This is a genomic window from Roseburia sp. AF25-13LB, from assembly GCF_003478915.1.
In the GTDB taxonomy this organism is placed as follows: domain Bacteria; phylum Bacillota; class Clostridia; order Lachnospirales; family Lachnospiraceae; genus Roseburia_C; species Roseburia_C amylophila.
The window spans coordinates 483347-508481 of sequence record NZ_QUFO01000001.1 but is presented as its reverse complement, the minus strand read 5'-3'; the positions used below and the strand labels follow the sequence as shown (position 1 = coordinate 508481).

Sequence of the window (25135 nt, the reverse complement as noted above, 5' to 3'; positions counted from 1 at the left end):
TAAAATGAAAAAATTTCCTGTAGAAATGAAAAATTCACCTTTTTTTGAAGGAATTGAGGAAACAGAAGAGGAGAAAGTCTTAAAGGGATTAGATGCCCATGAGATGACTTATGATAAAGAAAATTATATTCTGCACTGCGGAGAGCAGGTAAAAGAAATGGGGCTGCTGGTTTCTGGCGGACTTTTGATTGTGCAGGAGGATTTCTGGGGAAACCGGAATCTGGTTGCAAAAATAGAACCGGGGGATGTTTTTGCAGAGACTTTTGCCTGTATGCAGAGGCGGAATATTAATGTAAGTGTGATTGCAGAAGAGGCAGCAAATGTGCTGTGGCTGAACGTTCGGAATATATTGGATGCAGATGGAGAAACGGAAGGCTGGAAGCTGGTTCTGCTTCGGAATTTATTAGAGAATATGGCAGAAAAGAATCTTCGCTTTAATGAAAAATTAACCCATATGGGAAAACGCAATACCAGAGAAAAGTTATTGTCCTATCTGTCAGCAGAGGCACAGAAGCATGGAACATCAGAGTTTGATATTCCATTTTCCAGACAGCAGTTAGCAGATTATCTTTCTGTGGAACGGAGTGCGATGTCAACGGAGCTTGGAAAATTAAGAGATGAGGGACGGCTTTCTTTCCGGAAGAATCATTTTTGCCTGAACAGAGATGCATATTTATAATAGAAGAAAATGCACTTTTGAGAAATTGTACTGAATTCAAAACTTGATTTTTATTTAAAAGAGGGTACAATAATATGCAGTTAAAATAATACATAGAAAAAGAGGAGAGAAAGATATGTTTGGTTTTGGTCAACTGATTGATATTTTAAAGAAAAGCCCAAAGAAAATTGTGTTTACAGAGGGAAATGACCCAAGAATTTTAGAGGCAGCATCCCGCCTGCTGGCAAGTAATTTCTTAAGCCCGATTCTGGTTGGAAATGAGGCTGAGATTCAGAAAGCAGCAGAGGAGAGCGGATTTAATATTCGCGGAGCCAAAATTATCGATCCATTACATTTTGAAAAATTTGATGAAATGGTTACCATGTTCTGTGATTTAAGAAAGAGCAAAGGCGTAACACCGGAGCAGGCAAAAGGAATTCTTTCACAGGCTAATTATTTCGGAACCATGTTAGTAAAAATGGGATATGCTGATGCACTGTTAGGTGGAGCAACCTATTCTACAGCAGATACTGTTCGTCCAGCGTTACAGTTAATTAAGACAAAACCGGGTAACAGCATTGTATCATCCTGCTTTATTCTGGTACGTCCTTCTGCAACCGGCGAGAATGAAGTACTGGCAATGGCTGACTGTGCAATCAACATTCATCCGACAGAAGATGAACTGGTTGAAATTGCCGGAGAAGCAGCAGAGTGTGCAAAGATATTCGGTGTAGATCCAAAGGTGGCATTCTTAAGCTATTCTACATTAGGCTCCGGAAAGGGCGAGGATGTAGATAAGATGCGTAATGCTGCAAACAAGACAAGAGAAAAATATCCGGAGCTTCCAATCGAGGGAGAGCTTCAGTTTGATGCAGCCGTATCTCCAAGAGTTGCACGTACCAAATGTCCGGAATCCAAAGTGGCAGGACATGCAAATACATTTATTTTCCCGGATATCAATGCAGGAAATATTGGATATAAGATTGCGCAGCGTCTTGGTAACTTTGATGCATATGGTCCGATTCTTCTTGGATTAAATGCACCAATCAATGACTTATCCCGTGGATGTAATGCATCAGAAGTATATTCCATGGCAATTATTACAGCTGCATTAGCGTAAGCTGTTAGAATGAAAAGGTGACGGTATGCATAACGAATTAACACAAAGTGATATCAAGAAGATGGAAGAAGAAATTGAATATCGGAAATTAGTGGTACGAAAGAATGCAATCCGTGCTGTACAGGAAGCAAGAGAACAGGGTGACTTAAGTGAAAACTTCGAGTATTATGCTGCCAAGAAAGATAAGAATAAAAACGAAAGCAGAATTCGTTATTTAGAGCGCATGATTCGTACTGCAGTCGTGGTATCAGATGACTCTAAGGAAGACGAGGCAGGTATCAATAATACGGTGACGGTTTATGTTGAAGAAGATGATATGGAAGAATCCTTCAAATTGGTGACTACCATGCGTGGAAATTCGCTGAAAGGATTAATCAGTATCGAATCTCCTATGGGGAAAGCAGTGCTTGGCCATAAGGTAGGAGACCGTGTCAGTGTGAAGGTAAATGACGATTACAGTTATGATGTTATAATCCGTAAAATTGAAAATACCGGAGAAGAGAACGAGAAAATCCGAAGCTTCTAAAAGATAATAAGAATAAGAATAAGAATAAGAATAAGAACCGGAAAACGGTTTAAAAAGGCGAGAAGAGGTCTGTAAAAGGTGATGCTTTTGCAGGCTTCTTTTTTTACGTTACAGGAAATTGCTTTCCTGTAACGTAAAAAACGCTCCGCGAGGATGTACCAAGGTGTATCCTGTTTTGTATATTTTGCACAAATTGTGAAATGGATTTTTGTGAATGAAAATGACGGAATATGATTGACTATGACTGTTTTTGAACGTATAATAAAACCATAGAAAGCAGAAAATAGAAAAAAGGAATGGGAGGGATGATATGCTGACAGAGGAAAGATATGGAAAAATCCTTTCCCTGCTGGAAGAACAGGGCAGTGTTAAAGTGACTGAGCTGATGCAGCTTTTAGATGCTTCCGAGTCAACGGTACGAAGAGATTTGAATGCTTTAGACGAAAATGGAAAGCTTTTGAAGGTTCATGGCGGTGCAATTTTAAGAGGAACAGTTTTTCATACACAGGATGATGATGTGCCACTTCGAAGAAACATGCATCGTGATGAGAAGGCAGTCATAGCGAAGTATGCAGCATCGTTAATTACAGCAGATGATTTTATTTATCTTGATGCGGGAACCACAACAGACTGTATGATTGATTTTATGGATGTGAAGCCATCCTGTGTGGTAACCAACGCAGTAGCCCATGCAAAACGGCTCTCTGAACTGGGGTGTGAGGTTTATATCATTGGCGGAGAGTTCAAGGCATCCACAGAAGCTGTGGTAGGTGCTGAGGCAGTGGAGTCCTTGGATAAATATAACTTTACAAAAGGTTTCTTCGGAACCAATGGAATTAATGTAGAAAAAGGATATACCACACCGGATGTGAAAGAGGCTATGGTAAAGAAGAAAGCAATGGCAAATTGCAGACAGTGTTATATCCTGGGAGATAAGAGTAAATTTGCACAGATATCCAGTGTGACATTTGCACCATTTGCTTCAGCAGATGTGATTACAACAGGTCTTACCTTGGAGTCTTATCGGAAGTATAAAAATATAAAGGAGGTGGAAGAATGATTTATACCGTAACTTTTAATCCGTCACTGGATTATGTGGTGGATGTAAAAACCTTCAAAACCGGTCAGGTAAATCGGACGGAACAGGAGAAAATGTTCCCGGGAGGAAAGGGAATCAACGTATCCATCGTACTGAATCATCTGGGATTAAAGAGTACCGCATGGGGCTTTTTAGCTGGCTTTACCGGAGAAGAAATTAGCAAGCGTCTGGATGAAGAAGGTGTAAATACCGATTTCATTCAGGTAGAGGAAGGAATATCCAGAATTAATGTGAAGCTTCGGTCCACAGAAGAAACAGAAATCAATGGCCAGGGGCCGATGATCCGCAGCACAGATATCGGGAAGCTTTATGCTAAATTAGATACCTTAAAAACCGGAGATGTGCTGGTACTGGCAGGAAGTATACCGGATATTATGCCGCAGTCCATATATATGGATATCATGAAATACCTGGAAGGAAAGGATGTCATGATTGCTGTAGATGCAACCAGAGAACTTCTGGCAAATGTACTTCCGCTTCATCCATTCCTGATTAAACCGAATAATCATGAATTAGGACAGTTATTTGGTGTGACAATCAGCAGCAAAGAGGATGTAAAGAAATACGCAGCGAAGCTGCAGGAGCAGGGTGCAAGAAATGTACTTGTTTCCATGGCAGGTGACGGGGCTGTGCTTTTGACAGAAGAGGGAAAAGCTTTTGAGAGCGAAGCTCCGAAGGGTAAAGTAAAGAATTCCGTAGGAGCAGGAGACTCCATGGTGGCAGGTTTCCTGGCAGGATATTTAAAGAATAAGGATTATGCGCAGGCGTTTAAGATGGGAGTCTGTACCGGAAGCGCCAGTGCATTTTCAGAAGAACTTGCAACGAAAGAAGAAGTAGAACAATTATTAAAGAATCATGCATTTTCATTTTAAGAAAAAGGAGGAAGGTATATGAGAATCAGAGATTTGCTGGCACCGGAAAGCATTCAGTTGAATGGTTCAGCAACCGGAAAGGAAGATGTATTAAACCAGATGGTTTCCCTGATGGTAAAGAGTGGAAAAATAGCAGATGAAGAGACTTACCGGAAAGGAGTCTTTGCAAGAGAGGAAGAGAGTACCACAGGAATTGGAGAGGGCATTGCAATTCCTCATTGCAAATCAGCAGCCGTAAAGAAACCGGGATTAAGTGCAATGGTATTAAAGAATGGGGTAGATTTTGATGCCTTAGATGGAGAGAAGGTTCATTTAATCTTCTTAATTGCAGCACCGGATACAGAAGATAATGTACATCTTGACGTATTAAGCCGTCTGTCTGTTCTTCTGATGGATGAGAATTTCACCAACGGATTAAAACAGGCTACTTCGGTTGAAGAATTCTTAAAAGTCATTGATGAAGCAGAGTCTGAGAAGGAAGAAAAGGAAGAACAGAAGGAAACAGAAATAAAGGAACCGGAAGAAAATCAGAAAAAGATTCTTGCAGTAACCGGATGTCCGACTGGAATTGCCCATACATACATGGCAGCAGAAAGTCTGGAAAAGAAGGCAGCAGAATTAGGTTGCTTTATTAAGGTGGAAACAAGAGGCTCCGGCGGAGCAAAAAATGTGCTTACTGCAAAAGAAATTGAAGAGGCAGATTGTATTATTGTAGCAGCCGATACCAAAGTCCCGATGGATCGTTTTGCCGGAAAACCGGTTATCATCTGTCAGGTTTCCGATGGAATCAGTAAAGCAGATAAATTAATACAGCGCGCTATGGCAAAGGATGCACCAATTTATAAAGGCAGCGGCGAAGCATCAGAAAGTGAAAGCATGGGCGGAGAAAGTTTTGGACACAAAGTTTACAAGCATCTGATGAATGGTGTTTCCCATATGCTTCCGTTTGTTGTCGGTGGTGGTATTATGATTGCCATTGCATTTTTAATCGACAGCTTTGGTGTAGACCTTGCATCACTTCCTACGGATGAGCGTGCTAATTTTGGTACAATTCTTCCGGCAGCAGCATTCTTTAAGTCCATTGGAGGACTGGCATTTGGCTTTATGCTTCCTGTACTGGCTGGCTATATTGCCATGAGTATTGCAGACCGTCCGGGACTGGTAGTAGGTTTCGTTGGAGGAGCAATTGCAGCAAATGGAAAATCAGGTTTCCTTGGAGCCTTAGTAGCCGGATTTGCCGCAGGTCTTATCATCCAGTTATTAAAGAAAATCTTTGACAAACTGCCAAAAGGCCTGGATGGATTGAAACCGGTTCTACTGTATCCGCTGCTTGGTGTATTGTTAATAGGTGCATTGATGACCTTTATCATCGAACCACCGGTCGGAGCTTTGAATATTGCAATTAATACAGGACTGGCACATATGAATGGTGTAAGCTCGGTATTACTGGGAGCATTGGTAGCTGGAATGATGGCTGTGGATATGGGTGGTCCTTTAAATAAGGCAGCATATGTATTTGGAACTGCATCCATTGCCGCTGGAAACTATAATATTATGGCAGCCGTTATGATTGGAGGTATGGTACCACCAATTGCCATTGCACTTGGAACCTTATTTTTCAAAAATAAATTTACAGCAGAAGAAAGAAAAGCCGGACCGACAAACTTTATTATGGGATTATCCTTTATTACAGAAGGTGCAATACCGTTTGCAGCAGCGGATCCGCTGCGCGTGATTCCAGCCTGTGTGGTAGGTTCTGCAATTGCAGGAGCAATGTCTATGGCATTTAACTGTACACTGATGGCACCACATGGTGGAATCTTCGTATTCTTAGTAATGGGTAATGCAATCTGGTATCTTTTATCATTGATTGCAGGTTCAGCAGTATCTTGTCTGCTTTTGGGATTGTTAAAAAAGAAGATTGTATGATATAATAAATGATGTACTCACGAATAGTGAGCATAAGCGAGTCAAAATACTTGCAAATTAAAACTATGGTATAAAAAACGGGAAAAAATATAACTTTTTAGGAGGAAGAACATGAAGGAATTTACTTACACAATCACAGATGAGCAGGGAATCCATGCAAGACCGGCAGGATTACTGGTAAAGGAAGCTGCAGGATTTGCAAGTGCAATTACCATTGAAAAGGATGGTAAGAAAGTAGATGCAAAGAGAATCCTTGGCGTTATGGGGCTGGGTGCTAAGAAAGGTGCAGAAATCACACTTCGTGCTGAAGGTGAAGATGAAGATGCAGCAATTGAAAAATTAAGTGCATTCTTACAGGAGAATCTGTAAAGCCAGGAAGAATATTTAAGCTGAAGTGCATTTCGGAAAAGGTGTTCACAGCGATGAAAAGGGACCTGTCACTTATGATAAGTGGCAGGTCCTTTTATGATGATTTGTATTGTTTTAAAATTCCTTAGTTATTTGAGATAAATGTTAATTCATCAGAGGAATAGAATGTCTCATAAGAATCATAATCACGTACTTCAAATTTAATAGAAGCATTGGTTACATCATCAATAGATGTAATATCATCATTTGCTTCAATTGACATAAAGGTACCGGTTCCAGGAAGAAGATATCCATATCCGTAATCATCCTGCATAAAGTCATTGATTGAGAAATCATCGGATTCAGCAACACAGGTTTTATCTGTAGTGTTCTCAATATAGAATACAAATACAAGTGTATCATCCCAACCGGTTGTTGTGCCGACATAATATGCATTGATGCCATTAGAGGAATCTAATGCAACTGCACCCGGAACAGAGGAAATAGAGAATGGGGTATAGGAATCGGAAAGATTGATATCCTGTACAACACCATCATCAATCAAAGTATCATAAGTATCAGAATCATAGAAGCTTACCTGAAGTTTAATATTATCGATGCTGTCAAAACCGGTTAAAGTGAAATCATCAGAAGAAATGCTAAGTTCTTCGTTGCTTTTTTTGCCGGCAGCGACGTCACCTGAAATATAACCATACATGGTTACACCATTGATTGCACAATAATCAACATTGATTCCAAGGTCGTTAGAAGTATTGTTTTCAACAGTAACTTTAATTTCCGGAATTACAGAATCATCATAGTAGCTGTATACAATACTGGTAGCTGTAATGGTAACATCATTAGCTGAGTATAATACAACATTATCTAAAGGAACTTCTTTGTCATCGCCATAGCTGTAATCACTGTAATCACTGTCATCATAGTCATCACTATCATCTGAATCGGAATCAAAATCAAAGTCATCAAGATCAGATGTGATACCACTGTTGTCAAAAAGTTCTTTTCCAGCATTGCTTAAGGTTTTAGAAACATTGATAACTGCATATACAATAACACCGATAGAAAAGATGGTTGCCAGAATGGAAATGATTAATCCGGCAATTGCTGCACCACGAAGGTCACGGTTCTTACCCATTCCAAGAATGGAAAGAATGATAGCAGCGATACCAAGAATGATTCCGATAATTGGAACAAACCATCCGAAAGGTAAAGCTGCGATACCAAGAATCAGACCAAGGACACCAAAAACACAGGATTTTTTCGGCGCATCACCGTTGATATTGTAGGAAGGTGCTGCATTGTAGCTGTTTCCATTATAGGTGTTTCCATTGTTAAATGCCTGCTGTCCGTAATCTGGCTGATTGTAAGCCGACTGATTATAAGCGTTCTGATTAAAGCTGTTTGGATTATAATCGGTCTGGTTGAATGCCTGCTGCTGATTTGCATTTGGTGCATCATAGGTCTGAGAACCATTTTCCGGCTGGTTGTACGTCTGCTGCTCAGGAGCCGGCTGACCATAGTTCATCTGAGCATTGTTGTCTGGGCTGGGAGTTCCGGCAGGTTCATTTCCGGAAAAACCATTTGGGTTGTCGTTTACATTTTCTCCATTTAAATTATACATAACTTTCTCCTTTTCATATATTACGTGAATGGTTGTACTCTATTAAGGTATCATATTAAAGTCAGCTTGACAATGTTTTTCTTTTTTTGCTTTTTTTGCAGAAAAAAATCAAAACATTTATAAAAATACATTGACATCATCACTTTACAGTGATAAACTATGCTCAATTAATGAACTGAATAAATAAAATCAGTGAGCAAAAGTAGTACGGTAAATGATTTCTTTACAGAGAGCCGGCGTTGGTGGAAGCCGGTAAGATAGTTTATTCGGAATGGATTTGTCAGATGCAAAGTGAACAATAGTAGCGGATGCCGTTTTCCCACGTTACAGGGACGAGGATATCGAAGGAGACTTCTGTATCCAAGAGGTTATGTTTGAATTAGTGGCGGATATTTTCTAATTGAAAATATCCGCTTTTTTAATTACTTACAGGTAAAAAGCAGACATAGCGAAGATGGGTGGCACCACGCGATAAGCGTCCCTGACTGGAAAAGAACATTTTCCGGTCAGGGACTTTTTCTTTGCACGAGCAGCATTTATAAAGCCGGTTTATAGGAGGATGATTATGGTAAGAAACAGAAAAGTATTCAAAAAAACAGTGAGCATTGTCAATGAAAAATCAACAGACATGTACGAAAGTCTGGTAGGAGATAAAAAAGGCTTCCTGTTAGAAAGTTACGATAAGAATTATGACCGCTATACTTTCTTTGGCATGGAGCCGGAAGAAATTGTAACATCAAGAGGAAATGCACTGGTGATTACAAAAGCAGATGGTACAGAGGAAGTAAGAGAAGGAAATCCGCTGGAGCGTCTGAAAGAATATTACAGTGAATTTCATATCGAAAAAGAAGATGAAGAGCTGTCCTTCTCCGGTGGACTGGTTGGAAATCTTGGATATGATTTCGTAAGATATTCTGAAGTGCTTCCGGACAATAACCCGGATGAAATCGGAATCGAAACCATACAGATGATGTTGATGACTTCTTTCCTTATGGTAGACCATGTAGCAGAAACACTGACTGCTGTAGTATTAGAAGAGCCTTCGGAAGAAGGAAGAGAGCAGGCAATGGAAAAGGCAGGACAGATGATAAAGAAAGCCATGGAGAAGAAGGAATGCAAACGGAACTTCTACCACGATGGAAAAATCATTAAGAAGTCAGACAGTATCGAAGAATATGGCGAAAAGGTAGAGAAAATCAAACAATATATCAGAGAAGGCCATGTGTTCCAGACCGTATTGTCACAGCGCTGGACGATTGAAACCAGACAGACCGGTTTTGAATTATATAAGGAATTAAGAGAATTAAATCCTTCTCCATATCTTTATTATTTTAATTACGGAACCTTTGAAGTAATCGGAAGTTCACCGGAAATGATTGTAAAGAAGCAGGGAAATAAAGTGTTCACCTGTCCGATTGCAGGAACCCGGAAGAGAGGAAAAGATGAAGCAGAAGACAAACGGCTACGGGACGAACTACTTTCCGATGAAAAAGAGCGGGCAGAACATGTTATGTTAGTAGACCTTGCAAGAAATGATATGGGAAGAATCAGTGAATTTGGAACCGTCAAGGTAACACAGTTTATGGAAGTACAGAATTATTCCCATGTAATGCATATTGTTTCCCAGGTAGAGGGACGCAAGAAAGGAGAATCCCATCCATTAGATTTGGTGGCATCCTTCCTTCCGGCAGGAACCTTAAGCGGAGCACCAAAGATTCGAGCTATGGAAATCATTGATGAATTAGAAAGTGTACGAAGAGGCTTATATGGTGGAGCAACCGGATATATTGATTTCGGTGGAGACATGGATTTCTGTATTACAATCCGGACCATGGTAAAGAAAGGAAATGAGGTATACCTTCAGGCAGGAGCCGGAATCGTAGCAGATTCCGTACCGGAAAATGAATATTATGAATGCTGCAATAAAGTAATGGCATTGGCAAAGACTTTGGTTGAGGAGGAGAACTTATGATACTGCTGATTGATAACTACGATTCATTTACCTATAACCTGTATCAGTATATAGGAACTTTTACGAAGGACATTATCGTAAAACGGAATGACAAGATTACAATAGAAGAAATCCGCACCATAAACCCGGAACGCATCATTCTTTCTCCGGGACCAAAAGCACCGAAGGATGCCGGCATCTGTATGGATGTGGTGAAGGAATTTTATAAGACAATTCCAATCCTTGGCATCTGCTTAGGACATCAGTGTATCGGGGAAGCCTTTGGCGGCGTAGTGAGCTATGCAAAGGAATTATATCATGGAAAACAGTCCCTGATTGCCCATGACGGCACAGGAATCTTTCAGGGAATTGAAAGCCCGATTCAGGTGGCAAGATATCATTCCCTGGCTGTTCAGAAAGATAGTCTTCCGGAGTGCCTTGTGGTAACGGCGGAGACAGAGGATGGAGAAATCATGGCAATGCGCCATAAAGATTATCCGGTAGCTGGATTACAGTTCCATCCGGAATCCATTTATACACAGCATGGAAAGCGTATGATAGAGAATTTCTTGAATGGGAGGATATAGAACATGATATTAGATGAAATTGTTGCAGATAAAAGAGAGCAGCTATTTCGTGATAAGCAGAAAACAGATCTGACCGTGATGCGGACTTTGGCAGAAGAGAAGTTAAGGGAAGAAGCAGCAAAGAAAGAAAAGGTAAGAAGCTTTTATCAGAATCTTGCCAAAGATGGACTTTCCATTATCGGAGAATTTAAAAATGCATCCCCAAGCCTTGGAAAGATAGAAAGCAGGATTACATTGGAAGAGCGGATGGAAGATTATACCGCTTCTGTGGATGCGGTATCCTGCCTGACAGAAGAGAAGCATTTTCTTGGAAATACTGATTATTTCCGGAAAGTAAGAAATCTGACTCCGCTTCCAATGTTACGGAAAGATTTCATGATTGAAGAATATCAGTTTTATGAAGCAAAAGCCATTGATGCAGATGCGGTATTACTGATAGCAGCAATCTTAGATGACAAGGAAATGTATGACTTTTATCAGCTTGCAAAGGAATTAAAGTTAGATGTACTGGTGGAAACCCATGATGAATGGGAAATGGAACGGGCATTGAAGCTGGATGCAGACATCATTGGAATCAACAACCGTAATCTTAAAGATTTTACCATTTCGCTGGAACGAACCAAAACACTTTCTAAGATGGTGCCAAAGGATAAACTCTTAATCGCAGAAAGCGGAATTGTAAGAGATGATGATGTGGCATATCTTGCAGATTGCGGTGTCAGCGGATTCTTAATCGGAAGAGCATTTATGGAACATGAAAATCCCAAGGCGCTGGCAGCCCACTGGAAACAGGTTTATAAGGAAGCCGCAAAGTAAGGAGAAATGGCATGACAAAGATTAAGATTTGTGGCATCACAAGAGAATCTGAGACAGAAGTGCTGAACCGGATGCAGGTAGATTATGCAGGCTTTGTATTCTTTGAAAAAAGCAAACGAAACGTTTCGATAGAGCAGGCAAAAGAAATTAAGAAACATTTGAAGCCTTCTATTAAAACTGTGGCAGTTACTGTAAATCCGGCACTGGATTTGATAGATGAAATCATAGAAGCAGGTTTTGATATTCTGCAGATTCATAAGATGCAGGAATTCCATGAAAATCTTAAAATTCCGGTCTGGGTAGCATATCAGGTGCGAAACAGGGAAGAAGCGGAAGAAATAAATGTTCCGGATGGTATTTCCGGCATTTTATTAGACGCACCGGAATATGGCAGTGGAAAGACTTTTTCCTGGCAGGATTTTCCGATGAAAAAAAGAAGGGAATGGCAGGAAAGAAGGATACCATTTATTTTAGCCGGCGGCTTAAGCAGTGAAAATGTAGAAGAAGGTATCCGGTTATTTGAACCTGATGTAGTAGATGTCAGTTCTTCGGTAGAAGGAGAACATGGAAAAGATTATAAAAAAGTAGAAGCATTTGTAAGAAAGGTGAGAGAACATGAATAAGAAGAGTTATTATGGAGCATTTGGTGGACAGTATGTAGCAGAATCATTGATGAATACTTTAAAAGAGTTGGATGATGCTTTTGAAAAGTATACAAAGGATGAAGAATTTTTAAAGGAAGTGGACTATTATCTGAAACAATATGTAGGAAGAGAGACACCACTTTATTTTGCCAGCCGTCTGAGTGAGGCATATGGAACAAAGATTTATTTAAAAAGAGAGGATTTAAACCATACCGGAGCCCATAAGATTAACAACGTAATCGGTCAGATTCTTCTGGCAAAGAGAATGGGAAAAACCAAGGTAATCGCAGAAACCGGAGCCGGTCAGCATGGTGTGGCAACTGCAACCGGAGCAGCTCTTTTTAATATGGAATGTACCGTATATATGGGAGCGGAGGATATGAAACGTCAGTCGCTGAATGTAATGCGTATGGAAATGCTGGGAGCTAAAGTAGTGCCTGTTACATCCGGAAGTAATACCTTAAAGGATGCTACCAATGAGGCAATTCGTACCTGGGCAAAAACCGCAGAGGATACCTTTTATGTAATCGGTTCCGCTGTTGGACCGTATCCTTATCCGAAGATGGTAAAATATTTCCAGAGCGTCATCAGCAAAGAAGCAAAGAAACAGATTTTAGAGCAGGAAGGAAGACTGCCGGATGTGGTTATGGCATGTGTTGGCGGAGGTTCTAATTCTATCGGAATGTTTGCAGATTTTATTGAAGAAAAGGATGTAAAACTGATTGGTGTAGAAGCTGCCGGAAAGGGAATTGAGACAGGGGAGCATGCCAGTGCCATGGCATTGGGCGAGCCTGGCGTATTACATGGTATGCGTTCCTATTTATTACAGGATGAGGATGGAAATGTGCAGCTTGCCCATTCCATTTCCGCAGGACTGGATTATCCGGGGGTTGGACCGGAGCATGCCTATCTTAAGGACAGCGGCAGAGCAGAATATGTTGCAATCAAGGATGATGAAGCCATGGATGCATTAATGGAGCTTTGTAAATTAGAGGGTATCATACCGGCAATCGAAAGTGCCCATGCAGTGGCATATGCAAAGAAGCAGGCGAAGAAAATGAAGCCGGATGATATTATGGTGGTTTGCCTTTCCGGAAGAGGCGACAAGGATGTAAATACAATTGCAGATTATCTTGCAGGAAAGGGTTATTTAAACTAGGAGGTGCAGCATGAACAGAATCGAAGAAAAATTAGCACAGTTAAAAGAACAGAACAAAAAAGCATTTATTACATATATGACAGCAGGAATGCCGGACTTTGATAAAATGCAGGAGATCATCCGCACACAGGAGCAGGCGGGGACAGACATCATCGAGCTTGGAATTCCATTTTCAGACCCGGTAGCAGACGGTCCGGTTATTCAGGATGCTTCCTATCATGCCATCTTAAAAGGTGTGAATTTAAAGAAAGTATTAGAAGCCATGAAAAAGCTTCGCAGTGCAAAAATTGAGATTCCAATTGTATTTATGATGTATTACAATACCATACTTCACTATGGTGTGGAAGCCTTTGTGGATGCATGTATTGAAAGCGGAGTAGACGGACTGATTATTCCGGATCTGCCATTAGAGGAACAGGATGAGATAAAGGAATTTTTACAGAAGGAAAATGCACCGATTCTTATCCAACTGGTATCTCCGGTTTCGAAAGACAGAATCCCTGAGATTTTAAAGGATGCAAGAGGATTTGTTTACTGCGTATCTTCCATGGGTGTAACCGGACAGGAAGCAACCTTCCATAAGAGTGTAATTGATTATCTTGGCAGTGTAAAAGAAGTATCAAAGATTCCTGTTATGATGGGCTTTGGTATCCGTACTGCAGAGGATGTTGCACCGATGAAGGATATTATCGATGGAGCGATTGTAGGCTCACATTTCATCAGGCTGATGGAAGAAAATGATTATGATTTACAGAAAATTGGAACTTATTGTGGCACATTTAAAAAAGAACTGAATCAGTAAAGGAGAAATTTGCGATGAAAGAATATATTGAACTGGTTGCAGAAGGAAAAGATTTAACAGAAGAACAGGCAAAAGCAGCAATGGAAATCTTATTAAGCGGGGAAGCATCCCAAGCTCAGATTGGTGCTTTTTTAATGGGACTTCGTATGAAAGGTGAGACCTTAGATGAATTAACCGGGTTTGCAGGAGTACTCCGGGATAAGGCAGATACTATTTTACCGAAGGTTTCTGATTATGTGGATCTGGTTGGAACCGGTGGAGACTGTACTTATACTTTTAATGTGTCTACCACTTCTGCATTTGTCGTTGCAGCAGCCGGACTCCCGGTAGCAAAGCATGGTAATCGTTCCATTTCTTCAAAGAGCGGAGCCGGTGATGTATTAGAGGCACTGGGCGTAAATATTATGGCAGAGCCTGCAAAAGTAGAAGCCTGCGTGGAGAAAGCCGGAATCGGATTTATGTTTGCACAGCTCTTTAACAAATCCATGAAATATGTAGGTCAGGCAAGAAAGGAAATGGGTGTGCGTACTGTGTTCAATATTTTAGGACCTCTTGCCAATCCTTCCAGAGCAAAAAATATGGTGGTAGGTGTTTATGATGCAGCCCTGACAGAAAAAATTGCCCTTGCCATGAGCAGACTTGGCGTTGAACGTGCCTTTGTAGTAAGCGGCAAAGACAATATGGATGAAATCACAACAACAACTGAGACCGTAATATCTGAAATCAAGGATGGAAAAGTAAATACATTTACCATAACACCGGAGCAGTTTGGTTTAAAACGTGCTTCCTTAGAAGAACTGCGTGGTGGCGATGGAACAGAAAACGCCGTTATCACAAAGAAAATTCTCTCCGGAGAAGAAAAAGGTGCAAAACGCGACATCGTATTACTGAATGCCGGTGCAACCCTGTATGTTGGTGGAGCAGCATCCACCATTGAAGATGGAATCACCCTTGCAAAAGAAGCAATCGACAGTGGAAAAGCAGCAGGGAAGTTAGCGGAGCTGGTGAAGGTATCAAACGAAGCGTAAAAACAGAAATAAATCTGCACCGTAAAAACGAAATGTTAACCTTTGCAAAATATAGGTTGACAATATAAACCGGAATACCCTATAATACCCTATGGATAAAATCTATAGGGTATTTTTAGGCGATTGTGAAAAGAAATACCAATATTACCAATAAAATATTCAGATATTCAAAGGACTATATTTTATCCGGCACCAGATGTCAGCAATTCTTAGCGGCATGTTTTCCTTGAATGCAGACTGTCTTTCCGTTGCTTTGACTTAGATAGCGGCACTGTCCGTTGAATACGGATGCAGCCGAACGTCTGCAAGGGGCACTAAGAATTTCGGAACATATATGGATTCGTCTGACAACCGGCGCATATTTACATCCATGTTCAGATGCGCCTCGCTGGCACATCCCTGTGCCAGCGTTGCCGGGTGACAGACGAAATTCCAAGTGCCCCTAACAGTCATTCTAATGCATCCGTACCTTCAACGGACAGCACCGCTATCTTGTCAAACATTGGAAAGACTGTTTTCATAGCAAAAAGGAAAACATGCTGTTTAGAATTGTGGCATCTGGTGGCTTAAAAGATATGTCCTTTGAATAGCTGAAATTTTAGTGAATGATAGGGTATTTCCTTTCATAATCGCCTGAAAAAAACACAATGATAGGAGCATTATTATGGAAAAAAGAAAAATAACAACACAGCAGATGGCACTGGTTGCTATCATGACAGCACTTACCTGTATTCTGGCACCATTTTCACTGCCAATTGGTCCGGTGCCGATTTCACTTACCAATCTGGTTATCTATTTCTCACTGTACCTGCTGGGATGGAAGCTTGGAACTTTAAGCTACGTCATTTACCTCCTGATTGGACTGGTTGGTGTACCGGTATTTTCAGGATTTACTGCAGGACCGGCGAAACTTTTTGGCCCAACCGGTGGATATTTAATCGGATTTATCCCAATGGCAATCATTGCCGGTATTGTAATTGATAAATATACTGAGAAATGGCTCTTATGTCTGCTGGCAATGATTGCTGGAACGATTGTCTGCTATGCATTAGGAACAGCATGGCTTGCTTATGAAGCAAAGATGGACATGATGGCAGCATTATGGGCTGGTGTAATTCCTTTTATTCCTGGTGACCTGGTGAAAATGGCACTGGCAATTTTAATTGCACCAAAAATCAGAGCTCAGGTATGCAGGGCAAGATAATTTTTCATAGTCTTTAGAGCAGTTTTTTCCAGACGGCTGACCTGAGCCTGGGAAATATGAATCTCATCAGCAATCTCCATCTGGGTTTTGCCTTCAAAGAACCGTAGCTTAACGATATGATTTTCTCTGTCGTTGAGCCGGTTCATTGCATCGGAAAGGGCAAGCCCTTCCACCCAGTTATCTTCTTTATTCTTTTTATCACTAATCTGATCCATCACATAGAGTGTATCACCACCATCCGTATAGACCGGGTCATAAAGACTGACCGGACTTTGAATGGCATCTAGGGCATAGACGATTTCTTCTTTGGTAAGTCCGGCTTCTTTTGCAATTTCCTGTAAAGTAGGCTCCTGCATGGAATTTTTCATCAGGATTTCTTTGGCATGAATGGCTTTATAGGCAGTATCCCGCAGGGAACGGCTGACACGGATGCTGTTGTTATCCCGCAGATAGCGGCGGATTTCGCCAATAATCATAGGGACGGCATAGGTGGAAAATTTTACCCCCAGTGTATCATCAAAATTGTCAATGGACTTAATCAGTCCGATACATCCAATCTGAAAGAGGTCATCAATATTTTCCTGATTTCCGGAAAAACGTTTAATCACACTTAAGACCAGACGAAGATTCCCTTTGATATATGTTTCCCTTGCAGTCATATCCCCCTGTTTGATTCTGGCAAATAGAGCAGCCTTTTCTTCTTCCTTTAGGATTGGAAGCTTTGCGGTATTTACGCCGCAGATTTCAACTTTGTAGACGGACATGATGCGTACCTCCGGGTTAAAATGTTTTTGCAGCCATTGGCTGATACAGAAAGGATGTCCTTATTTACATAAAAATATGCCGGAAACAATAAAAATTTAATAATTTTTCATCTTGAAAAACGAATGAGTGAAAGCTATGATATACATAAAGAGAAAAAATGGAAGTGGAATAATATGCAGGATGCAATAGATAAGAGAAATGAAAGAGATCGAATTGCTCATAGTATTGTGAAACGCTGGAATGTTCATTACATGTCGGAAGAAGAGATTTTAGCCGCACGCAAGAAACAGCAGGATGAACAGCGGGCACAGGAGATTCTTGATCGTCTTGCAAGAGTGGCTGCAGAGGAAGAAGAAAAAAAGCAGCGTGAGATTGATGCGGCAGTAAGGCAGCAGATTGAGGAAGAAAGAGCACGTTTACAGAAAGAAGAAGCAGATGGAACGATTTCAGATGATAAGTTATCTGCTATTTTAGGAGAAAAGAGTCCTGAACGAAAAGAAACACCGCAGGCAGCGGAAGTGTCACAGGAGGTGGAAACACCGCAGGTGGTGGAGAAACAGACAGACAGTGGAGAACAAGTGCCTGAGGTCATAGAAGCGACCGTTGAAACAGAACAGGAATAAGTCGGGTTCTAACGGACAATATCTCATTCATATATTGTAATAAGAAGTAAAACTGGAGCATAAGTATGGATGATGCCTTGCTGTTACAGAAGTATCATGGATTAGGAAATGATTATCTTGTACTCGACCCGAATAAGAATAAGATACATTTATTGGAACGTCATATTGTAAAGCTATGCAGAAGAAATATTGGTGCAGGAGCTGATGGCATTTTATATGGACCGATATGGCAGGATGAGAAGCTTTATGTAAAGATATTTAACCCGGATGGAAGTGAAGCAGAGCGCAGTGGAAATGGTGTTCGGATTTTTGCAAAATATTTATTAGATGCCGGATATATCAGACACAGACCGTTTAGCCTTTATACCAAGGCAGGCGAAGTAAGGATTGATTTTTTAAATGAAGACGGAAGTCTTATGAAAGTAAATATGGGAATACCACAATTTACCGGAGGGGTACTTGCTTATGTAGGTACGCCTCCGGAAATTATAAACAGGCCTCTGGTTTTTCATGACCATCCTTACCGGGCAACCTGTGTTTCCATGGGAAATCCGAACTGCGTGATTCATTTAGATGAAATCAGTAAAGAAAAGGCAATGGAATTAGGACCTTATGTGGAAAATGCATCTTATTTTCCAAACCGGATTAATATGCAGCTTTGTAAAGTAATGGATAGAGGTCATATCCAGGTGGAAATCTATGAGCGGGGAGCCGGATATACCTTAGCTTCCGGAACCGGAGCCTGTGCAGCAGCGGCAGCATCCCATAAGCTGGGACTGGTGGATGACAGAATTGAAGTCACGATGCCGGGTGGGCAGTTACTGATAGAAATCGGAGAGGATGGCAGCGTGTTCCTTACCGGAGAGGTGCAGAAAATCGGAACAATTCTGATGGCAGAACACTTTCTGGCGTAGTTGACAACTGCTTGCCTTTGAGTATAAAATGGAAAAATAGAATGCTCAGAAAGGAACATGAGAAAGAATGAGAAAGATACTGGATTTAATAACAGATGAGATGGTGAAAGCATTTGAAGCAGCCGGACTTGATGCAAAATATGCAAAAGTAACTGTTTCAAACAGACCGGACTTATGTGAATATCAGTGCAACGGCGCTATGGCTGCTGCAAAAGAATATAAGAAAGCACCGATTATGATTGCGGAGGAAGTAGTAGCACGGCTTAAGGATAACGCAATGTTTGAATCCGTAGAAGCTGTAAAACCTGGCTTCCTTAACTTAAAGCTGAATAATGAATTTGTGGCTTCCTATATCAGTAAGATGCAGGAGGATACAGAGCGTTTAGGCTGTGATAAGGTGGAACATCCAAAGACCATCATGATTGACTATGGCGGACCAAACGTTGCAAAACCACTTCATGTAGGACATTTACGTTCTGCTATTATCGGTGAAAGCATCAAACGTATTGGTAAATTCATGGGACACAATATGATTGGTGATGTGCATCTGGGAGACTGGGGTCTTCAGATGGGACTGATTATTACTGAGTTAAAGCTTCGTAAACCGGAACTTTGCTATTTTGATGAAGATTATGAGGGAGAATATCCGGTTGAGCCTCCATTTACCATTTCCGAGCTGGAAGAAATTTATCCGACAGCCAGCGGAAAATCCAAAGAGGATGCAGCTTATAAAGAAGCTGCCATGCAGGCAACTTATGAATTGCAGCATGGGAGAAGAGGCTATCAGGCATTACTTTCCCATATTTTAAATGTATCTGTAACGGATTTAAAGAAGAATTATGCTAATTTAAATGTATCTTTTGAATTATGGAAGGGTGAGTCTGACGCACAGCCATATATCCCGGACATGGTACAGAAGATGAAGGATGACGGTTATGCATATATCAGTGATGGTGCACTGGTAGTAGATGTCAAAGAAGAGACTGATACGAAAGAGATCCCGCCATGTATGATTTTAAAATCCGATGGGGCTTCTCTTTATAACACAACAGACCTTGCGACGATTGTATGGCGTATGAAAGACTATCATCCGGATAAAATTATCTATGTAGTGGATAAACGTCAGGAGCTGTATTTTACACAGGTGTTCCGTTGTGCCAGAAAGACACATCTTGTGGATGATGATACAGAGCTTCAGTTTTTAGGTTTTGGTACCATGAATGGAAAAGACGGAAAACCATTTAAGACCAGAGAGGGTGGTGTCATGCGGTTAGAGACACTGCTTTCCAGCATCAATGATGAGATGTACCGCAAGATTACAGAGAATCGTACGGTAGAAGAAGCGGAAGCAAAGGCAACCGCAAAAGTAGTTGCACTTTCAGCAGTAAAATACGGAGACCTTTCCAATCAGGCTTCCAAGGATTATATTTTTGATATCGACCGTTTTACTTCATTTGAAGGAAACACAGGCCCATATATTCTTTATACGATTGTCCGAATCAAATCCATTCTGAACAAATATAAAGAAGCAGGAAAAGAAGCAGGAACAGCAGCAATTCTTCCGGCACATTCCGAAAGCGAGAAGGCATTGATGTTAGAGCTGACCCGTTTCAATGCCATGATGGAAAATGCCTACGAAGAGACAGCACCACATAAGGTATGTTCTTATATCTATGACCTGGCAAATGCATTGAATCATTTTTATCATGAGACAAAGATTATGGCAGAAGAAGACGAGGCAGTGCAGGCTTCCTATGTTCGTTTATTAACACTGACCAGGCGGACATTAGAGGTTTGTATCGATGTATTAGGTTTCTCTGCACCAGACAGAATGTAAAGGAAAATATATGATTGACAATAGAATGGGTGCCATCTTTGATTTAGATGGCACTCTTTTAGACTCCATGGGAGTATGGCGGAAAATTGATGAGGATTTTCTTGGCAAAAGAGGATTTATTGTGCCGGATGATTATCTGGTAGCAATTACTTCAAAGAACTTTGATGCGGCAGCAGAATATACCAAAGAGCGTTTTAATCTGCCGGAGTCCGAAGAAGAGATTATCAAAGAATGGTTTGATATGGCGATTGAATCTTATACCAATGAAGTAAAGTTGAAAGCCGGTGTTATAGATTACCTGAAGCAATTAAAGGCAGAAGGAATTAAGATTGCAGCAGCAACTTCTTCCGATGAGAGGCTGTTTCGTCCCTGTCTTACCCATTGCGGCATCATGAAATATTTTGATGCATTTACAGTGACGCAGGAAGTGAGACGGGGAAAGGGATTCCCGGATGTGTACCAGCTTGCAGCAGAAAAGCTTTCTTTGAAACCGGAGCAGTGTGTGGTATATGAAGATATTTTAAAAGGTGTGGAAGGTGCAAAGATGGATGATTTCTATGTGGTAGGTGTGGAAGATATCCATTCCTCCTATGAGAAAAATGAAATCATGCAGCTATCTGACCGCTATATCCTAAGCTTTGAAGAATTATTAGATTAATTCCGTCACACAAAAAACACAGTTTGACCGCATTTTTATCACAAAAACATCGTCTTTTTAACACAACTTTCTCATAAACTTTCTGAGGTGAGATGTTATAAGGAGGAAGAGACGTGATAGAGATTAGTCATTTGACGAAAAAATACGGGACGCATGTAGCGGTAGATGGTTTGAATCTTACCATTGAGCCGGGAAGAATTTATGGCTTCTTAGGACCGAATGGTGCAGGCAAATCAACTACAATGAACATGATTACCGGATATCTGGGGGCAACAGAGGGAACCATTAAAATCAATGGATTTGATATTTTGGCACAGCCGGAGGATGCAAAGAAATGTATAGGCTATTTGCCGGAGCTGCCACCTTTATACATGGATATGACGGTGGAAGAATATCTTTTGTTTGTAGCAGAACTTAAGAAGATTCCAAAGGAGAAACGGAAACCCTATGTAGAAGATGCCATGGCAACCACAAAGATTACTGATATGAGAGGCAGACTGATTAAAAATCTGTCCAAAGGATACCGGCAGAGAGTCGGACTGGCGCAGGCAGTCTTAGGTTATCCGGAAGTTATTATATTAGATGAGCCTACAGTAGGCTTAGACCCGAAACAGATTATTGAAATCCGTGATCTGATTCAGAGTCTTGGCAAGAAGCACACTGTAATTTTAAGTTCCCATATTCTTTCGGAAGTCCGGGCAGTATGTGATTACATATTTATTATTTCCCATGGAAAATTAGTTGCATCGGAAGAAACAGAAGAACTGGTAGAGCGGATGTCCGGTGGACAGGTAATCGAGCTTAAATTAAAAGCTGAAGAAGAAAAAGTAAAAGAAGTTTTTGCAGATGCAGAACATATTACTGCAGTAGAGACGAAAGAACTGCCGGAGGATGGAGTTACTGAGGTGACTGTAACGGCAGAAAAAAATAAAGATGTCAGAGAAGAGATTTTTCATATTTGCGCAGAAAGTGATATGCCGATTTTGGAAATGATAAATGGTGGTAAATCACTGGAAGATATCTTTCTTGAACTTACATCAAAGGAGGAAGAATAATGCGTGCAATATGGAAAAGAGAATTAAAATCTTATTTTCAGACAGTGACCGGATGGCTTTTTATTGCAGCAACACTGGCACTGTTTGGCCTTTATTTTTATGTATACAATATGTATTATGGTTCGACAGACATCAGCAGTACTTTATCAGCAGTAACGTTTCTGTTTCTGGTTACTGTGCCGATTCTTACGATGCGTACCCTGGCAGAGGAGCGGAAGAATAAGACAGACCAGCTGATTTTAACTTCGCCGGTATCAGTAGAAAAAGTGGTTCTGGCAAAATATCTCGCCACCGGAACCGTATTTACCATCAGCGTAGCGGTTATGTGTCTGGCACCGTTAATTATGTCAGCATATGGAAACGTTGCTTTTGCAAAGAGCTATGTGGGAGTACTGGGTTTCTGGTTATATGGTATGACCTGTATTGCCATTGGAACCTTTGTATCTTCACTGACAGAAAGTATTGTAATTTCTGCAGTATTAACCTTTGTATTTCTCTTTGTGGGATATCTGATGACCGGAATTACTAATCTGATTTCACAGAATGGAAATATGATTACAAAGATTTTAGGCTGTTATGATTTGACAAAACACATGGATATGCTGATGCAGGGAATTCTTGATGTATCAGGCATTGTATATTATATTTCCATGATTATCCTGTTTTTGTTCTTGACGGTACAGTCCATACAGAAGCGTCGCTGGAGTATGAGCAGTAAGAAATTAAAGCTTGGCGTATTCAGTTCTGCCATGGTTGTGATCGGAATCGTGGTTACAGTCGCAGTAAACCTTGTAGTAAATGCATTGCCATCTTCCATTACGTCTATTGATTTGACAGCACAGAAGATGTATTCCATTTCTGATGATACAAAAGAGATTCTTCATAATCTGGATGAGGATGTCACAATTTATGTTCTGGAAGCGGAAGGAAATATGGATGATACTCTTGCAACGACATTAAAGCGTTATGAAGGCGAATCTTCCCATATTTCGGTAGAATATAAAGACCCCTCCGTTTATCCGAATTTTTACCGGGATTATACGGATGATACCTCTATCACCAGAAAGAGTCTGATTGTAGAAAGCAGTAAACGTTCCAAAGTAATTAATTACAGCAATATTTATGAGACCAGTATAGATTACAGTACTTATAGCAGCCAGACTACAGGTTATGATGGAGAGGGACAGCTTACCAGTGCCATTTCCTATGTCACATCGGATGAAATGCCGGTTATGTACGAACTGCAGGGACATGGTGAGACAGCATTGAACGGTAATTTTAAAGATGCTGTTGAGAAAGCAAATGTCACTTTAAACAGCCTCAACCTGATGCAGGCAGACAGCATTCCGGAAGATGCACAGGCACTTATTATCAATGGACCGACCTCTGATTTTTCATCCGATGATGCGTCAAAAGTAATTGATTATATCAATAAAGGTGGAAAACTTTTTGTAACGCTATCTTATACAGATGCTGATATGAGTAATTTTTATTCGGTTTTAAATGAGTTTGGCATTACTGCAGTAGATGGAATGGTGATGGAGAGCAATACCGGTTCTTATTATCAGGCACCATATTATCTTTTACCAAATGTAGAAAGCAGTGCGCTGACTTCCGGTGTGGATGGCTATGTATTTACACCGTATGCAGTAGGTCTTACCTATAATACCGATACCGAAAATGTAACCTATACACCTTTACTTACCACTTCGGATGCAGCGTACAGTAAGACAGATGCTACAAGCTCCTTAGAGCAGACGGAGGATGATATTGCAGGACCGTTTACCGTGGGATTAAAAGCAGAAAAAACGCTGGATGATGCAAGTGCTGATATATTGGTATATTCTTCCATGAGTATGTTTACGGATGATGCAGACAGTATGGTATCCGGAAATAATTTATCCGTATTTTCAAAATCCATTGCAAGCTATATTCCGGAAGACAGCGGTTCAGCAGTTGTGATTCCGGTCAAAGAATATGACAGCAGTACTCTGACCGTACCGGCTTCGGTTGTCATTGCATCAGCTGTAATCGGCATTGCAGTAATTCCGTTATTGCTTCTTGCAACAGGTATTGTAATCTGGATGAGAAGGAGAAAGAAGTAATGAAGAAACAGAAAAAACAGTTGATTGCTTTATGCATCCTGCTTCTTATCTGCATTGTGGCATGGGTTGGCCTGACGAAGTGGAATAAGAGCCAGGAACAGAAAAAACAGGAAGAGGAAGAATCTTCAAAAGTAACGGTGACAGATGTTAACACAGAAGATGTAAATGCATTTTCTTATCAATATAATAATGAGACACTGTCTTTTGTAAAAGAAGATGATACATGGTATTATGAGGCAGATAAAAGCATTGCATTAGACCAGGATGCCGTGGAAACATTGGTTACCACCGTAGCACAACTTACGGCAGAGCAGGAAATCAAGGATTATGAGGACTTATCAGAGTATGGTCTTGAAACGCCATCAAATACTATTACCCTGACGACAGGGGATGGAACAACAACACTTCTGATCGGAAATAAAAATGACATGCTGAGCCAGTATTATGTAAAGACGGATCAGTCTGACAGTATTTATCTGGCAGGAAGTGCAGTATATACCACTTATCAGAAAGGCATTGCGGATCTTACAGTAACGGAGAGTACTGAGGAATCGGCGACTGAACAGCCGGAAGAGACAGAAGAAGCTGATACTCTACAAGACGGGGATACGGAAAGCATAACCGAAATTGCGGAATAAAAGGATTGACAAGTAAAATATCCGTTGGTAAAATATATGAGAAAGTGTGGAAGAGAAATAGTAATCATTGGAAGCCTTCAGAGAGAAAACGGCAGGTGAGAGTTTTTGGCGGAAGATGATGAACCAGTCTTGGAGCTGCATATCCAAGCAGAAGT

25 protein-coding genes and 2 other annotated features (1 of these 27 only partly in view) are annotated in these 25135 nt (G+C 40.8%); of the genes, 22 read left to right on the top strand and 3 right to left on the bottom strand.

The annotated features are described in order from the left end of the window. Positions 1–4 precede the first annotated feature (4 nt). The 7 genes from DWY37_RS02495 to DWY37_RS02465 all read left to right on the top strand — a co-directional run bounded on the left by DWY37_RS02495 (position 5) and on the right by DWY37_RS02465 (position 6573). Positions 5–679 carry a Crp/Fnr family transcriptional regulator gene (locus tag DWY37_RS02495; RefSeq protein ID WP_117697103.1) on the top strand — a complete coding sequence of 225 codons (675 nt, stop codon included), beginning with the start codon at positions 5–7 and terminating at the stop codon, positions 677–679. Between the two features lie 115 nt (positions 680–794). Further along, the gene (gene pta / locus DWY37_RS02490) at positions 795–1778 is read left to right on the top strand and encodes a phosphate acetyltransferase (RefSeq protein WP_117697104.1); all 984 of its coding nucleotides are present in this window, start codon (positions 795–797) and stop codon (positions 1776–1778) included. Positions 1779–1803: 25 nt separating this feature from the next. Further along, positions 1804–2304: a GreA/GreB family elongation factor gene (locus DWY37_RS02485; protein ID WP_117697105.1), complete on the top strand. Its 501-nt coding sequence runs from the start codon at positions 1804–1806 to the stop codon at positions 2302–2304. A 310-nt stretch (positions 2305–2614) separates the two neighbouring features. Continuing rightward, positions 2615–3364: a DeoR/GlpR family DNA-binding transcription regulator gene (locus DWY37_RS02480; protein WP_117697107.1), complete on the top strand. Its 750-nt coding sequence runs from the start codon at positions 2615–2617 to the stop codon at positions 3362–3364. Further along, a complete protein-coding gene (gene pfkB / locus DWY37_RS02475; RefSeq protein WP_118056759.1) occupies positions 3361–4275 on the top strand; it encodes a 1-phosphofructokinase in 915 nt (304 codons plus the stop codon). Before DWY37_RS02480 ends, pfkB begins: the two co-directional genes overlap by 4 nt. Before the next feature lie 18 nt (positions 4276–4293). Beyond that, on the top strand, positions 4294–6204 hold the full coding sequence (locus DWY37_RS02470; RefSeq protein WP_118056758.1) for a PTS fructose transporter subunit IIABC: 1911 nt from the start codon (positions 4294–4296) through the stop codon (positions 6202–6204). Positions 6205–6315: 111 nt separating this feature from the next. After that, positions 6316–6573: an HPr family phosphocarrier protein gene (locus DWY37_RS02465; RefSeq protein ID WP_117697112.1), complete on the top strand. Its 258-nt coding sequence runs from the start codon at positions 6316–6318 to the stop codon at positions 6571–6573. A 124-nt stretch (positions 6574–6697) separates the two neighbouring features. Here the strand turns inward: DWY37_RS02465 and DWY37_RS02460 are convergent, their stop codons facing one another. After that, entirely contained in the window at positions 6698–8194 is a 1497-nt protein-coding gene (locus DWY37_RS02460) for a hypothetical protein (protein ID WP_118540611.1), read from the bottom strand. 183 nt (positions 8195–8377) lie between these two features. Then, positions 8378–8680 (top strand) — a binding site (T-box leader). Positions 8681–8759: 79 nt separating this feature from the next. On the opposite strand from DWY37_RS02460, the gene trpE reads away from it, so the two are divergent. The 7 genes from trpE to trpD are packed head-to-tail and all read left to right on the top strand — an operon-like array spanning position 8760 to position 15181. Further along, the gene (gene trpE / locus DWY37_RS02455; protein WP_118544378.1) at positions 8760–10166 is read left to right on the top strand and encodes an anthranilate synthase component I; all 1407 of its coding nucleotides are present in this window, start codon (positions 8760–8762) and stop codon (positions 10164–10166) included. After that, on the top strand, positions 10163–10732 hold the full coding sequence (locus tag DWY37_RS02450; RefSeq protein WP_117840978.1) for an anthranilate synthase component II: 570 nt from the start codon (positions 10163–10165) through the stop codon (positions 10730–10732). The genes trpE and DWY37_RS02450 overlap by 4 nt, the downstream gene beginning before the upstream one ends. A 3-nt stretch (positions 10733–10735) precedes the next feature. Next, positions 10736–11548, top strand: a complete 813-nt coding sequence (gene trpC / locus DWY37_RS02445) for an indole-3-glycerol phosphate synthase TrpC (protein WP_118056754.1) — start codon at positions 10736–10738, stop codon at positions 11546–11548. A gap of 11 nt (positions 11549–11559) precedes the next feature. Continuing rightward, positions 11560–12171 (top strand): phosphoribosylanthranilate isomerase, encoded by a 612-nt coding sequence (locus DWY37_RS02440; protein ID WP_117697117.1) that lies wholly within the window; start codon positions 11560–11562, stop codon positions 12169–12171. Beyond that, positions 12164–13351 carry a tryptophan synthase subunit beta gene (trpB, locus tag DWY37_RS02435; RefSeq protein ID WP_022242610.1) on the top strand — a complete coding sequence of 396 codons (1188 nt, stop codon included), beginning with the start codon at positions 12164–12166 and terminating at the stop codon, positions 13349–13351. Before DWY37_RS02440 ends, trpB begins: the two co-directional genes overlap by 8 nt. Before the next feature lie 10 nt (positions 13352–13361). Then, the gene (gene trpA / locus DWY37_RS02430; RefSeq protein ID WP_117840981.1) at positions 13362–14153 is read left to right on the top strand and encodes a tryptophan synthase subunit alpha; all 792 of its coding nucleotides are present in this window, start codon (positions 13362–13364) and stop codon (positions 14151–14153) included. Positions 14154–14167: 14 nt separating this feature from the next. Beyond that, on the top strand, positions 14168–15181 hold the full coding sequence (gene trpD, locus DWY37_RS02425; RefSeq protein ID WP_118540613.1) for an anthranilate phosphoribosyltransferase: 1014 nt from the start codon (positions 14168–14170) through the stop codon (positions 15179–15181). 258 nt (positions 15182–15439) lie between these two features. Here the strand turns inward: trpD and DWY37_RS15700 are convergent, their stop codons facing one another. Then, complete coding sequence (locus tag DWY37_RS15700; RefSeq protein WP_147403572.1) at positions 15440–15634, bottom strand: hypothetical protein; 195 nt, start codon at positions 15632–15634, stop codon at positions 15440–15442. Between the two features lie 211 nt (positions 15635–15845). On the opposite strand from DWY37_RS15700, the gene DWY37_RS02420 reads away from it, so the two are divergent. Next, entirely contained in the window at positions 15846–16385 is a 540-nt protein-coding gene (locus DWY37_RS02420) for a biotin transporter BioY (RefSeq protein ID WP_118540615.1), read from the top strand. On the opposite strand, the gene sigG is transcribed toward DWY37_RS02420, so the two are convergent. After that, the gene (sigG, locus tag DWY37_RS02415; RefSeq protein ID WP_022242606.1) at positions 16364–17149 is read right to left on the bottom strand and encodes an RNA polymerase sporulation sigma factor SigG; all 786 of its coding nucleotides are present in this window, start codon (positions 17147–17149) and stop codon (positions 16364–16366) included. The genes DWY37_RS02420 and sigG overlap by 22 nt on opposite strands. A gap of 174 nt (positions 17150–17323) precedes the next feature. On the opposite strand from sigG, the gene DWY37_RS02410 reads away from it, so the two are divergent. From DWY37_RS02410 to DWY37_RS02380, 7 genes are all read left to right on the top strand, one after another. Beyond that, positions 17324–17773: a hypothetical protein gene (locus DWY37_RS02410; RefSeq protein ID WP_118540617.1), complete on the top strand. Its 450-nt coding sequence runs from the start codon at positions 17324–17326 to the stop codon at positions 17771–17773. A gap of 65 nt (positions 17774–17838) precedes the next feature. Further along, positions 17839–18687 (top strand): diaminopimelate epimerase, encoded by an 849-nt coding sequence (gene dapF / locus DWY37_RS02405; protein ID WP_118540619.1) that lies wholly within the window; start codon positions 17839–17841, stop codon positions 18685–18687. 67 nt (positions 18688–18754) lie between these two features. Then, positions 18755–20524 (top strand): arginine--tRNA ligase, encoded by a 1770-nt coding sequence (argS, locus tag DWY37_RS02400; protein ID WP_118540621.1) that lies wholly within the window; start codon positions 18755–18757, stop codon positions 20522–20524. A gap of 10 nt (positions 20525–20534) precedes the next feature. Beyond that, positions 20535–21182, top strand: a complete 648-nt coding sequence (locus tag DWY37_RS02395; protein ID WP_118540623.1) for an HAD family hydrolase — start codon at positions 20535–20537, stop codon at positions 21180–21182. Between the two features lie 113 nt (positions 21183–21295). Further along, on the top strand, positions 21296–22237 hold the full coding sequence (locus DWY37_RS02390; RefSeq protein ID WP_118544379.1) for an ABC transporter ATP-binding protein: 942 nt from the start codon (positions 21296–21298) through the stop codon (positions 22235–22237). Continuing rightward, positions 22237–24342: a Gldg family protein gene (locus DWY37_RS02385; protein WP_118540625.1), complete on the top strand. Its 2106-nt coding sequence runs from the start codon at positions 22237–22239 to the stop codon at positions 24340–24342. Before DWY37_RS02390 ends, DWY37_RS02385 begins: the two co-directional genes overlap by 1 nt. Further along, complete coding sequence (locus DWY37_RS02380; protein ID WP_118540627.1) at positions 24342–24980, top strand: DUF4340 domain-containing protein; 639 nt, start codon at positions 24342–24344, stop codon at positions 24978–24980. Before DWY37_RS02385 ends, DWY37_RS02380 begins: the two co-directional genes overlap by 1 nt. A 38-nt stretch (positions 24981–25018) precedes the next feature. After that, positions 25019–25135: a binding site (T-box leader), on the top strand; it runs 111 nt beyond the window's last position.